Source organism: Streptomyces sp. NRRL B-24572 (assembly GCF_002156145.1).
In the GTDB taxonomy this organism is placed as follows: domain Bacteria; phylum Actinomycetota; class Actinomycetes; order Streptomycetales; family Streptomycetaceae; genus Streptomyces; species Streptomyces vietnamensis.
On record NZ_MWIG01000084.1, the window covers coordinates 1 to 12,201 of the forward strand.

The 12,201-nt window shown below is 74.4% G+C and carries 9 protein-coding genes and 1 pseudogene; 8 read left to right on the forward strand and 2 right to left on the reverse strand.

Translation table 11 applies throughout. The features are described 5' to 3' along the window. From CCN56_RS42975 to CCN56_RS05415, 6 genes and pseudogenes are all read left to right on the forward strand, one after another. Positions 1 to 193, forward strand: a pseudogene (locus CCN56_RS42975) (hypothetical protein); the annotation flags it as partial. Continuing rightward, positions 190 to 1,794 (forward strand): class I tRNA ligase family protein, encoded by a 1,605-nt coding sequence (locus CCN56_RS05395; protein WP_086824112.1) that lies wholly within the window; start codon positions 190 to 192, stop codon positions 1,792 to 1,794. The pseudogene CCN56_RS42975 and the gene CCN56_RS05395, both read left to right, overlap by 4 nt. Beyond that, positions 1,787 to 3,907, forward strand: a complete 2,121-nt coding sequence (locus CCN56_RS05400; protein WP_086824113.1) for an FAD-dependent oxidoreductase — start codon at positions 1,787 to 1,789, stop codon at positions 3,905 to 3,907. The genes CCN56_RS05395 and CCN56_RS05400 overlap by 8 nt, the downstream gene beginning before the upstream one ends. 277 nt (positions 3,908 to 4,184) lie before the next feature. Further along, positions 4,185 to 5,429 (forward strand): APC family permease, encoded by a 1,245-nt coding sequence (locus CCN56_RS05405; RefSeq protein ID WP_086824115.1) that lies wholly within the window; start codon positions 4,185 to 4,187, stop codon positions 5,427 to 5,429. 27 nt (positions 5,430 to 5,456) lie between these two features. Then, positions 5,457 to 6,797, forward strand: coding sequence for a lysine N(6)-hydroxylase/L-ornithine N(5)-oxygenase family protein (locus tag CCN56_RS05410; RefSeq protein ID WP_086824117.1), 1,341 nt, complete (start codon positions 5,457 to 5,459; stop codon positions 6,795 to 6,797). A 44-nt stretch (positions 6,798 to 6,841) separates the two neighbouring features. Further along, complete coding sequence (locus tag CCN56_RS05415; RefSeq protein ID WP_086824118.1) at positions 6,842 to 7,561, forward strand: pyridoxamine 5'-phosphate oxidase family protein; 720 nt, start codon at positions 6,842 to 6,844, stop codon at positions 7,559 to 7,561. A gap of 394 nt (positions 7,562 to 7,955) precedes the next feature. Here the strand turns inward: CCN56_RS05415 and CCN56_RS05420 are convergent, their stop codons facing one another. After that, complete coding sequence (locus CCN56_RS05420; protein WP_086824120.1) at positions 7,956 to 8,339, reverse strand: DUF6479 family protein; 384 nt, start codon at positions 8,337 to 8,339, stop codon at positions 7,956 to 7,958. 156 nt (positions 8,340 to 8,495) lie between these two features. Here CCN56_RS05420 and CCN56_RS05425 point away from each other — a divergent pair, with 156 nt between their 5' ends. Both CCN56_RS05425 and CCN56_RS05430 read left to right on the forward strand, forming a co-directional pair. Beyond that, positions 8,496 to 9,005 (forward strand): SigE family RNA polymerase sigma factor, encoded by a 510-nt coding sequence (locus CCN56_RS05425; RefSeq protein ID WP_041129879.1) that lies wholly within the window; start codon positions 8,496 to 8,498, stop codon positions 9,003 to 9,005. A gap of 51 nt (positions 9,006 to 9,056) precedes the next feature. Continuing rightward, a complete protein-coding gene (locus tag CCN56_RS05430; RefSeq protein ID WP_086824122.1) occupies positions 9,057 to 10,358 on the forward strand; it encodes a hypothetical protein in 1,302 nt (433 codons plus the stop codon). Positions 10,359 to 10,400: 42 nt separating this feature from the next. Here the strand turns inward: CCN56_RS05430 and CCN56_RS05435 are convergent, their stop codons facing one another. Next, positions 10,401 to 12,092, reverse strand: coding sequence for a bifunctional 3'-5' exonuclease/DNA polymerase (locus CCN56_RS05435; protein ID WP_086824124.1), 1,692 nt, complete (start codon positions 12,090 to 12,092; stop codon positions 10,401 to 10,403). Between the last annotated feature and the right edge of the window lie 109 nt (positions 12,093 to 12,201).

The window sequence follows — 12,201 nt, forward strand, 5'->3', positions numbered from 1 at the left end:
CACCGGCAGCGTGACCCTCGACGGCACGCTGGAGCCGCCGTTCCACGTCGGCGACATCGTCGTGCTGCCCAAGAACCAGGAGCACGTCGTCCACAACACCGGTGACAACGAGCTGAGTTGGGTCTCCCTCTACTGGCCGCTGCGCGAGCCCGCCATCCGTACCGACAACGACAACGAGGAGGTCGCCGCATGAGCGCCGACGTGTCCACCCACTGGATCACCGCCACCCCGCCCACCCCCAACGGCGACCTCCACATCGGTCACCTCGCCGGGCCCTACCTCGCCGGCGACGTGCTGCGCCGCTTCCTCGCCGCCGAGGGCACCGGCACCGTCCGGTACACCACCGGCCTCGACGACCACCAGAGTTACGTCCCCGTCCGCGGTCGGGGCGACGGCGGACGCAAGGGCGACGAGGTCGCCGACGGCTACGGCGCCTCCATCGAGTCCGTGTGGCAGCAGGCCGGCGCCGACTTCGACGCGATCGTCCGCCCGCGCCGCGACGCCGGCTACCAGGCGGCCGTCCAGGACTTCTTCGCCCGCCTGTACGACGCCGGGCACATCGTCGCCCGTACGCGACCGCTGCCGTACTGCACCGGCTGCGAGCGCTGGCTGTACGAGGCGTACCTCAAGGGCGACTGCCCGCACTGCGGCTCCGGCTCCAACGGCAACGCCTGTGAGCCCTGCGGCCGCCCCAACGACTGCGCCGACCTGACCGACCCCGTCTGCACCGGCTGCGGCGCCACCCCCGAACTCCGCGACTGCGAGCGGCTCTACTTCCCCCTCGCCCCCTGGGAGGACCAGCTCACCTCCTTCTGGGAGCAGGTCGACATGCCGCCCCACCTGCGCTCCCTCTGCGAGCGGATGCGCGCCGACGGGCTCCCCGAGATCGCCGTCAGCCACCCCTCCGAGTGGGGCGTGCCGGTGCCCGTCGCGGGCTTCACCGACCAGCGGATCTACGTCTGGTTCGAGATGGCCCCCGGCTACCTCCTGGAGTGGACCGGCGCCGGCGAGACCGGGCCCGCCCCCGCGCCCGTCCAGTTCTTCGGCTTCGACAACGGCTACTTCCACGCCCTGCTGTTCCCCGCCGCCTTCCGGGCGTACGACCCCGAGATCGCGCTGCCCCGGGCCTTCGTCGTCAACGAGTTCTACCGGCTCGAAGGGCTCAAGTTCTCCACCAGCCGGCGCCACGCCATCTGGGCGCACGAGGAACTCGCCCGGACCAGCGCGGACGTCCTGCGCTACCACGTCCTCTCCGACCGCCCCAACGGCCGCCAGACCAGCTTCGGTTCCGCCGCCCTCGCCACCAGCAAGGAGCGGCTCGCCGAGCGCTGGGACGGCTGGCTCGGCCGGCTCCTCACCGCCGTCGCCGAGTCCGGTGGCGTCGCCTTCGACGAGGCGCCGCAGGGGCCCGCGTGGGAGCGGCTGCGCGGGCGGCTCATCGAGACCGTCGGCCAGCTGCGGGAGGCGTACGGCGTCGAGGGGTACGACGCGCGGCGAGCGATCGCGCTGCTCGACGAAGTGGTCTGCCTCGCCGAGGACTTCGGATACGTGAACGGCTTCGAGGGCGAGCGTCCCGACGGCGCCTCCGCGTACCGCTCCGCGCTCTCCGCGCAGCTCGCCGTCGCCGCCGCCCTGTCCGCCTGGGCCGCGCCCGCCCTCCCGTACGGCTCCGCCCGGCTCGCCGCCCTCCTCGGCCTCGCGCCCCAGCCGCGCCGGGTCGACGCGGAGGCCCTCGCGCCGCTCGCCCCGGGGACGCCGGTGGCGGCCTGGCCCGGGACGGTCTTCAGTGCCTGAGTCCTCGGTGGACCTCCTTCCGCGCGGTGCCGTCGTCGGGCCCTTCTCCGGGCCCCGGGCCGCCTGGGGCGAACACCTGGAGCGGGCCGCCGAGCGGTACGGGACGGCCGTGAACTGGGAGCTGTACGACGACCGGGGCGAGGCCGAGACGGCCCGGCAGATCGCCGAGGCGGTCGTCGCCGAGGGCCGGCACGCGCTCGTCGTCGGGCACTTCAACAGCGCCGGCGCGGCGGCCGCCCTCCCCGTCTACCGGGCGGCCGGACTCCCCGTCCTCCTCCCGCTCGCCACCACGCCCGACCTCCTCGCCGACGGCGCCGGCACGCTCCTGCGCTGGTGCCCCGACGACCGGGCCCAGGCGGCCGACCTGCTCGCCGCCGTACGGGACGCGGGCCACACCCGGGTCGCGGTCACGCACGACGGCAGCGCGTACGGGGAGCGGCTGGCGCTGCTCGTACGGGACGCATCGGCGGGCGCGCCCGGGAGGTTTGTCGCCGTGCCCTCGGGGGCCGTGGTCTCCGACGGGAGCGGGCCCGCGACGGGAGCCGTGCCCGTGCCGGCCGTCCTGGCCGAGCCTTCCCCCGGCGTTCTCGACGCCCCCTCGGGGCGGGACGCCGCCGCGCTCACCGCGCTCGTCGTCTGCGGCACCCACGTCGGGGCCGCGCGGGTGGGACGGGAGTGGCGGGCGGCCGGGTTCGAGGGCGCGTTCTGGTTCACCGACGACTGCGCGGTGGACGAGTTCGCGGACCTGCTCGGCCCGCCTGCCGGTCCCGCCGCCGTGGCCCGGATGCGCGGAGGGCCCGAAGCCCACGTGGACGCGGCCTTCGCGGCCGCCACCGCCGCGCTCTCCGAGGACCCCGGACGCACCGGGCGCACCCTCCTCGCCGCCGTGCGGGCCCACGCCGACCGGGGGTTCACCGCGCTCGGCGAGCCCGAGGCCGGGAGCGTGGGCTGGGACTTCGTGCCGGTGCCCGCTGCGAGCGGTGCGCGGACTCCTCGTACCGCCGGTCGGCACGGGCGCGCCTACGACGTCATCGTCGTCGGCGCCGGGGTCGTCGGCTCCGCCACCGCCTCCGTACTCGCCCGGCACGGCGCCCGGGTCGCGCTCGTCGCGCCCATGGACGGGCGCCAGGACCACGCCACCGCCTGGTCCGGCGGGCTCGTCCGGTCCTTCGAGGCCGACCCGTACCTGCGCGGGCTCGCCCTCCGCAGCCACCACCTCGCCTGGGGGCCCGCCGCGCTCGCGCCCGGACCGTACGGCTTCATGACCACCGGGTCGCTCGTCCTCTGCGGCGACGCCGACCTGGAGCAGGCCGAGAAGGGCGTGGCGGAGCTCAACGGGGCCGGGGTGCCGGCGGAGTTGCTGGATCCGGACGTACTGGGGGCTCGCTTCCCGGGACTCTCCGTGGACGGCATCACCGCCGCCGTGTGGGAACCCGAGGCCGGTTACGCCGATCCGCCCCGCACCGCGCGCGTCTACCGCGACCGCGCCCTCGCCCACGGGGCCCGGCTGCTGCCCGCCCGCGTCCACGCACTCGACGCCCCGCCGGGGGCCGACCGGGTCCGCGTCCTCCTCGAACCCGGCGGGCCCGTCGAGGCCTACGCCGTCGTCCTCGCGGCCGGCGGCGGCACCGGGGAGATCGCCGGGCACCGGCTCGGCGGTGCGGACGCCGGACGCACCAAGTCCATCCGGTACGGCTTCTTCCACCACCCCGCGACGGCCGGACTGCCGACCGTCGTCGACATGGTGAGCGGGGTGTGGGGGCGGCCCCAGCTCACCGGGGAGGCGGCCGGCGGCTACATGGCCGGGCGGCCCGTCGACGAGTGGGACGTACCCCCGGGCGGGCTCGCCACGCTGACCGACGAGCACGTGGCGTACATCCGCCAGGGCGCGGCCGCGCGGTGGCCCTGGCTCGCCGACCCCGCGACCCGCTTCCTCGGCGGGCGGCAGGGCGTCGACCTGTACACGCCGCACTCCCGGCCGCACCTCGGGCGCGAACGGGCCGACAGCCGGATCGTCCTTGCGACCGGGTGGTCGGGGGCGGGGTTCAAGACGGCGCCGGCGGCGGCGGAACTGGCGGCGGCGGAGGCACTGGACGTACTGGACGGCCCGTGACCCCGGGGCCCGCGCTGCCGGGCCCGGGCCCGCGCCCCGTGCGGGATGCGCCCGCCCGGGACGGCGCGCCTGGCCGCGCCTCCGTCCCCCGTGTCTGGACCCGCACCACGACGGCGCCGCACGACGTGGTGCGGGTTCAGGCGCGGAAGCCTCTGGCGCCGGCAGGGCGCGGGTCCGTTGTGCCCACCCTTCCCCGAGCTCTCGGCTTCGCTCGAGCAGGGGGGACCCCCTTCGCCCCGGCGGAACGCATGCCCACAACTCGCTTGGAGGTGACACCATGACCGATCTGCTGCAGCGGCCCGAGGCCGCCCAGCGGCCCACCGCCCTCGGCGTGCGCGCGCTCGTCGTGTTCTATGTCAGCAGTCTCGTCGGGACCGGCATCCTTCTGGTGCCGGGGCTGACCGAGCGGCAGGCCGGCCCCGCCGCGCTGCTCGCGTGGCTGGCGCTCGCGCTCAGCTCGTACCCCTTCGCCCGTTTCTTCGCGGAGATGTCGGCCTGGCGTCCCGACGCCTCCGGTCTCGCCGCGATGGTGGAGGCCGGGTTCGGCCGCCGCCCGGGCCGCGCGGCGGCGTTGCTGCTCGTCGCCACGTACGTCATCGGCAACCCCGTGATGGGCATCGTCTCCGCCCGCTGTCTGCTCGGACTGCTCGGGCAGCCCGACGGGCCCGTGTACCCGATCGCGATCGGTTTCATGGCGCTGTCGGCCGCCTTCACGCTGCTGGGCCTCACCGCCGGCGCCCGGGTGCAGACCGCGGCCCTGGTCGTGCTGCTGCTCGGTCTCGGCGGGGCCGTGGTGCTCGCGGTGCCGCGGTTCGACGCGGGGGAGTACACCCCGTTCCTCACGCACGGCTGGGGCGGCGTCGGCATCGCCGTCGTCACCGCCTTCTTCTCCTTCCTCGGCTGGGAGAACGTCTCCACCCTCGCCGAGCAGGTCGACGACCCGGCCCGCAGCTACCGGCGGGCGATCCGCTGGGCGGTGCCGATCGTCGGACTCCTTTACGCGGCGGTGACGGCCGCCTATCTGGCCGTCCCGGGCGACGAGCCCGTCGTCATCACCGCCCTCCTCGGCGCCTCGCTCGGCGACGGCGGTGCGCTCGCCGGTGATCTCCTCGCCCTCGGGCTCGCGGTGGTCGCCACCAACGCCTGGGTGCTCGGCGCGACCCGGGTCGTCCGGGCCGCCGCCCGCGAGCGGATCCTGCCGCGCGCCCTCGCCGACCGCCCCGTGCCGACGACCGTCGCGCTCGCCCTCGCGTACGCGGCCGTCCTCGGCGCCCTGACCCTCACCGGCACCGGTGAGGAGCTGGTGCTCGTCGTCACCAGCAGCGCCTTCCTGCTCCTGTACGTGGCCGCCGCCGCGGCCGCCCTGCGGGCCCGCGGCACCGGCCGCGCCCTGCGCGCGACCGCCGTCGTGACCCTGCTGATCGCGGCCGTCTTCCTCTCCTTCGCCGGTACGGGACTGCTGCTCGCCCTGCTCCTCGCCGTCGGCTGCGCGGTCGTCACCGGCCGCGTCCGGACCTCCTGAACCCCCTCCACCGAAAGGCACTTCGCCATGAACGAGACCGTGAACGAGATCGTGAACGAGACCACCCCCGTCTACGACATCGTCGGTGTCGGCTTCGGGCCCGCCAACCTCGCCCTCGCGATCGCCATCGAGGAGTACAACGAGCAGGCCGCGCCCGCCGAGCGGCTCACGGCCGTCTTCCTGGAGAAGCAGCCGAACTTCGGCTGGCACCGGGGCATGCTGCTCCCGGACGCCACCATGCAGGTCTCGTTCCTGAAGGACCTGGCCACGATGCGCAATCCGCGCAGCCGCTTCGGCTTCGTGCCGTACCTCCACGACCGCGGCCGCCTCGTCGACTTCATCAACCACAAGATGCTGTTCCCGACCCGCGAGGAGTTCCACGACTACCTCCAGTGGGCCGCCGACGGCGTGGACCACATGGTCCGTTACGGACTCGAAGTCACCGCCATCCGCCCCGCGGGGGCCGCAGGGCCCGTCGTCGAGGTCGACGTCGCCGCCGCCGGGGAGGCCGAGGCCGTCACGTACCGGGCGCGGAACCTCGTCATCGGCACCGGCCTCGTGCCCCGGCTCCCCGAGGGCATCACCTCCTCCGAACGCCTCTGGCACAGCAGCGAGTTCCTGCACCGCCTCGCCGCCCTGCCCACCGCCGCGCCGCGCCGCTTCGTCGTCGCCGGGGCCGGGCAGAGCGCCGCCGAGATCGCCGACCACCTCCACCGGACGTACGAGGGGGCCGAGGTCGTCGCCGTCCACACCCGGTACGGCTACAGCCCGGCCGACGACAGCCCGTACGCGAACCGGATCTTCGACCCGGAGGCCGTCGACCTGTACCACGGCGCCGAGCCGTCCGTCCGCCGCACGCTCATGGACTACCACCGCAACACCAACTACGGCGTCGTCGACATGGACCTCATCGAGGAGCTCTACCGCCGCTCGTACCAGGAGAAGGTCCGCGGCGAGCAGCGGCTGCGGATCCTCGGCGTCACCCGCCTCACCGAGGTCGAGGAGGGCCCCGACGGCGTCCGCGTCCAGGTGCGGAACCTCGCCACCGGGGAGACGGAGACGATGGAAGCGGACGCCGTCGTCTACGCCACCGGCTACTCCGAGCCCGACCCGGGCCGGCTGCTCGGCGCGCTCGACGCCGCCTGCGCGCGCGACGAGGACGGCCGGCTGAGGGTCCGCCGCGACTACCGGGTGGAGACCGCGCCCGGGATGGAGGCCGGGATCTACCTGATGGGCGGCACCGAGCACTCGCACGGCATCACGGCCAACCTGCTGTCGATGGCCGCCGTCCGGGCCGGCGAGATCTGCGACTCCCTGGCGGCGACCCGCCGTTCCGACAGGCGAAAGCCGGTGGCGGTGTCGGGCTGATCCCCCGTAGAACACCTACAACCACACTGCGAGGAGAGCCCACCATGAGCACCACCACGGACGTCGAAGTCGACGTCGAAGCCGACGGCGGGATGACCGTCACGGAGCGGACCCGGCTGCGTCGGATGCGGCACAAGGGAAGTCACCGGCGGGCCGACCTGGACGCCGTGCTCGCCGCCGGCTTCCTCTGCCACCTCGGCGTCACCGTCGACGGCACGACGATGGTGGTGCCCACCGCGTACGGCGTGGACGGCGACCGGCTCTACCTCCACGGTTCGGTCGCCAGCCGCAGCCTGGTCCAGGCCCCCGACACCACCGTCTGCGTCACGGTCACCCACGTCGACGGCCTCGTCCTCGCCCGCTCCGTCTTCGAGCACGGGGTCAACTACCGCTGCGCGATGATCTACGGCGTCCCCGAGATCGTCACCGACCCCGAGGAGAAGCTGCGTGGTCTGCGGGCCCTGACCGAGCAGAGCTCCCCCGGGCAGTGGGAGTACGCGCGGCAGCCCAGCCGCAAGGAGCTCGCCGCGACCGCGCTGCTCGCGCTCGACCTGACCGAGGCCTCGGTGAAGACCGCCGACGGCCCGCCGGACGACGGCGAGTCCGAGGACGCGGCGCTCGGCCTGTGGGCGGGGGTGCTGCCGGTGGTGACCACCTTCGGCGAGCCGGTCGTCGACCCGGTCCTCCCCGCGGACTTCGCCCCGCCGGCCCACATCGCCTCACGCGCGGGCCGGGTGCTCGGCGAACCCCCTGCCGGTAGCTGAGACCCGATGGGGCTCCTGGTGCGTCACCCGGCGTGACGCCCGGCGGGCGCAGGGCGGGCGCAGGGCGGTGCCGAAGCGGTGTTCCCCCTCCGTCGGACCGGGCTGTCGAGCTGGTCGGCTCCCGCGACGCGGCCCCCGCCGCGGAGCGCCGTGACGACGGCCGCGCCGACCTCGCGATCGTCGGCATCCCACGGGGCGGGCGGGGTGCACCGCACACCGGTCACGACCGAGCCGCGAGTGGCGGTGCTGAGCGCCGGCCACCGGCCGGCCGACCCGGAGCGGCGACGTACCTGAGAGCGGGTATGGGCTCCGGCCCGACTTCCGCCGGGCCGGAGCCAGGAGCCGTCAGTGCCTTCAGGCGCTGTCCGTCGCTTTCCGTTGCCGTCCGTTACTTTCAGTCGCCGTGCCCGGTGCCGCCGCTGCCGAAGCCGCCGCTGGAGATGCCGCCCCACTTGCGCTTCTCCTCGGACGGCGGGTCGGGTGAGGTCTCCGTGCCGGATTCCTTGAGCTGGTAGGGCATGAGCCTGTGCTCGCCGTCGGTCTGCGGCATCTCGGCCGGCCTGCGGTACTCGGTCACCTCGCCGGGCAGTTCCCCGGTGTCGGGCCGGTGCGGCTGTTCTTCCGGCTTCGGCTTCTTCGACTCGCGGTCGCTGATCCGGAAGCCCAGCCAGACGGCCCCGATGAGGACGAAGACGACGACGAGCCCGCCGACGACCTGGGCCAGACCTGACTGCCAAACCCCAGCGGCCAGGTTCTCTGTTGCGCTGAGAGTGTTCATACCAACAGGATTACCCGATTCCGCTTCTTCGGATACGTCGAGCGGGAATCCTCTCCGATTCGCGTGCGGGATTCGTTTGAAACATTCCCGCACCCCCGTCGCGTCAATGAGGTGTACGGCGACCACACCACGTGACCACGAGGGGGAAGGAGGGGCATGAGAAAGTCCCGCGCGGACGAGTTCCTGGAGTTCGCCTCCGCACGCACGGGGCACCTGTTCCGTTCGGCGTGCCTGCTGACCAGCGGAGACACGCATCTCGCCGAGGACCTCACCCAGGAGACCCTCGGCCGGATGTACTCCCTCTGGGGCCGCATGGCCCGGATAGGGAACCCCGCCGCGTACGCCCAGACCGTGCTCGTCCGCACGTTCCTCAGCCACCAGCGGCGCCGCTCGGCCACCGAACGCCCCCTCGGCGAGCTGCCCGACCGCGCCCCCGACAACGGCGAGGACCCGGCCCTCCGGATCGCGCTGCTCGACGCCCTGGCCGGCCTCGCGCCGAAGGACCGGGCGGTCGTGGTGCTGCGCTACTGGGAGGACCGCAGCATCGAGGAGACCGCGGACGCCCTGCACGTCAGCTCCGCCGCGGTCCGCACCCGCTCGGTGCGGGCGCTCGCGAAGCTGCGGGAACGACTCGGCGGCAGCATCGCCGAGTTCGCCACCCGCTGACCACCACCTGACTTTCCTTTCATCCCACAGACCGGAGACGGTGATCTCGGCATGCCCCAGAACGAAGGACCCCAGCGCGAAAGCACCCCGTACGACCCTTTCGAGGAGGAACTCGGAGCGGTCCTGCGCAACACCGGTGACGGCTTCGCCGTCGACGACCGGCGCGAGCTGGTCGCGGGCGGGCTCCGGCGCGGCAAGAGCCGCCTGGTCCGCCGCCGCCTCGCGGTGACCGGCGGCGTCCTCGCGCTCGCCGCCGTCGGCATCGGCGGCGTGTACGGCGGCTCGCTGCTCGGCCCCGGCGGGCAGGCGACGACGACCTCCGTGGCGGCGCCCCCGCAGCAGACGCAGTCCAGCGGAACCGCCACCTCCGGCAAGGAGCCGCGGCCCGAGGCGCAGATCCTGGTGAAGGACATCGCCGCCGTCCTCAAGGCCAACACCCCGGCCGGCCAGTGGCAGTTCGACGACCTGAACGGCACGGGCCAGCACGCCACCGGCGTCTACGACGACGGCGACGGCAAGGCGGGCGTCAGCATCGGCTTCTACCGGGCGGGGGACACCGCCGAGTCCGGTACGGGCCAGGTCACCTGCCCCGACAAGGCCTTCGTCCCCGTCGACTCCTGCACCACCGAGCACCTGCCGGGCGGTGACCGGCTCATGGTCATCCGGGGGTACGAGTACGCCGACAAGCGCGAGGAGACCAAGAACTGGCGGGCGGTCCTGCTCACCAAGGAGGGCATCCTGATCGACGCGAGCGAGTACAACGCCGCCGCCGAGAAGGGCGCCCCGATCAGCCGCGAGAACCCGCCCTTCAGCCCCGCCCAGCTGAAGACCCTCGTCACCGCCGAGGCCTGGCGGCCACTGATCGCCCAGCTGCCCGCGTCCCCGAAGCAGCCCCGACCGGACGAGGTCCGGCTGCCCGCCGTGCCGAGCGCGGCCGCCGTCCAGGCGACCCTGCGCTCCCTCCTGCCCCAGGGCCTCACCGTGAAGTCCCACGGCGGCGGGGACGGCCACGGCTACGTCGTCGTCGACGACGGCAAGGGCGCGAGCATGGTCGGCGTCGACGTCCAGCCCAAGAGCGGGAAGATCGCCGATCTCTTCACCGGCGACGACGTCGTCACCCTGCCCGACGGCACCAAGGTCAAGTCCAGGCAGCAGCCCGGTGAGAAGGGCGGCGCCGGGGTCGTCTGGTGGAACGTCGACACCCTGAGCCCGCAGGGCTTCCGGGTCATCGTCTCCGCCTTCAACTCGGGCGCGCAGTACCAGGCCGCGACGCGCGCCGAGCCCGCGCTGACGATGGAGCAGCTGAAGGCGATCGCGCTGAGCCCGAAGTGGAAGAAGCTGCCGCTGAAGTAGGCGTACGAGGAGGGGGGCGGGCCGGCTTGCGGTACCGCCCTCCTACTTCGCGTCCGCGTACCGCTCGACCGTCGCCGTCGTGAACGGGAACCGGACCGGTGTCTCCCCGAACGCGATCCGCCCGGCCTCGTCCCCGGCCGCCCGGATCGCCTCCGTCACCGCCTCCGCCTCGCCCGCCGGACAGTGCACGATCACCTCGTCGTGCTGGAAGAACACCAGCTCGGCCCGCATCCCCGAGAGGGAGCGCCGCAGCGCCGCCAGCATCAGGAGCGCCCAGTCGGCGGCGCTGCCCTGGACGACGAAGTTACGGGTGAACCGGCCGCGGGCCCGTGCGTTCCCCGAGGCGTAGCCGGGCGTGAACTCGCCGCTCTCCGGCTCCGGTTCGACGGCGTCCTGCGGCAGCCCGGCCTCCCCGTCCTCGCCCGATCCGACCGCCTTCGGGCTGGTCCGGCCCAGCCAGGTCCGTACGAGCCGGCCCTCCTCGCCCGCCTTCGCCGCCTCGTCGACATAGGCCACCGCGCGCGGGAAGCGGCGGCGGAGCGCCGCCAGGTTCTTCAGGCCGTCGCCGCTGGTCTGCCCGTAGATCGCGCCGAGCAGGGCGATCTTGGCGTGGTCGCGGTCGCCGGAGAAGGCCCGGTCGGAGAGCCGGGTGTACAGGTCGTCGGGGTGCCCCGCGACCTCCATCAGGCCCGGGTCGCGGGAGATGGCGGCCAGCACGCGCGGTTCCATCTGATCGGCATCGGCGACCACGAGCCGCCAGCCCTCGTCGGCGACCACCGCCCGCCGGATCACCTTCGGGATCTGCAGGGCCCCGCCGCCGTTGGTCGTCCAGCGCCCGCTGACCGTGCCGCCGGGCAGGTACTCCGGCCGGAAACGGCCGTCCCGCACCCAGTCGGCCAGCCACGACCAGCCGTGCGCCGTCCAGATCCGGTACAGCTTCTTGTACGCGATGAGGGGCTCCACGGCCGGGTGGTCGATCTCGGCGAGCTCCCAGCGGCGCGTGGACCTGACCCGGATCCCGGCCTGCGCGAAGGCCTTCACGACGTCGGCGGGCAGATCGGGCCGCACCCGGCGCCCGAAGGCGGCGGACACCGCGTCGGCCAGCTCCGCGAGGCGGCGCGGCTCGCCGCCGCCCGCGTACCGCTCGCCGAGCAGCTCGTTGAGGAGCTCCCGGTGCACGTCCGCCCGCCACGGCAGTCCGGCCCGGTGCATCTCGGCGGCCACCAGCATCCCCGCCGACTCGGCGGCCGTGAGCAGCCGCATCCGACCGGGGTGCTCGGCCCGGTCGTGGCGGCGCAGCTGCTCGGCGTAGACGGTGAGGAGCCCGTCGAAGGGCACGGAGACGGTGGGGCGGGGCTCGAAGAGGGAGTCCTGAGAGCCGGGCTCGGCGGCGCGCTGCGGCGGATCCGGCGGTACGGGGGCGTTCCGCAGGCGCGCCCAGGCGGCGGCGGCGCTGCGCGGCTCCCCGAGCCGGCCCTCGTGCCCGAGGAGGAGCTGCTCGGCGTCCTCGATGTCGTAGCACCGCTCGACGCGGACGCCGGCGGCGAGGAGCCGCGGATAGACCTCGGCCGTCGACCGCCACACCCAGCGGGCCACGTCGGGCCTCCGGCGGACGGCCGCGACGAGATCCGGCTCGCGCCGCACGGGTCCGTCGGGCAGGCCGTCGGGCCGGAGGGGCACGAGCAGGGCGCCGTCTCCTTCGCCGTCGAGGCCCAGGGCCCACCTCTCGCTCATGCGCGCGAGTCTGACACCTGGCACTGACAGCGCCCCCCGTGCGGGCCCGCGCCCGCTGCCGTGTGGGCACACGGGACGGCGCCCCCAGCCGGGCCCAGGCTTCCGCGCC

Excerpts from the sequence above, each read along its gene's own strand:
- CCN56_RS05435 (WP_086824124.1), bottom strand. The coding sequence starts at position 12,092 with ATGAGCGAGAGGTGGGCCCTGGGCCTCGACGGCGAAGGAGACGGCGCC.
- CCN56_RS05420 (WP_086824120.1), bottom strand. The coding sequence starts at position 8,339 with ATGAACACTCTCAGCGCAACAGAGAACCTGGCCGCTGGGGTTTGGCAG.
- CCN56_RS05415 (WP_086824118.1), top strand. The coding sequence starts at position 6,842 with ATGAGCACCACCACGGACGTCGAAGTCGACGTCGAAGCCGACGGCGGG.
- CCN56_RS05425 (WP_041129879.1), top strand. The coding sequence starts at position 8,496 with ATGAGAAAGTCCCGCGCGGACGAGTTCCTGGAGTTCGCCTCCGCACGC.
- CCN56_RS05405 (WP_086824115.1), top strand. The coding sequence starts at position 4,185 with ATGACCGATCTGCTGCAGCGGCCCGAGGCCGCCCAGCGGCCCACCGCC.
- CCN56_RS05395 (WP_086824112.1), top strand. The coding sequence starts at position 190 with ATGAGCGCCGACGTGTCCACCCACTGGATCACCGCCACCCCGCCCACC.
- CCN56_RS05430 (WP_086824122.1), top strand. The coding sequence starts at position 9,057 with ATGCCCCAGAACGAAGGACCCCAGCGCGAAAGCACCCCGTACGACCCT.
- CCN56_RS05410 (WP_086824117.1), top strand. The coding sequence starts at position 5,457 with ATGAACGAGACCGTGAACGAGATCGTGAACGAGACCACCCCCGTCTAC.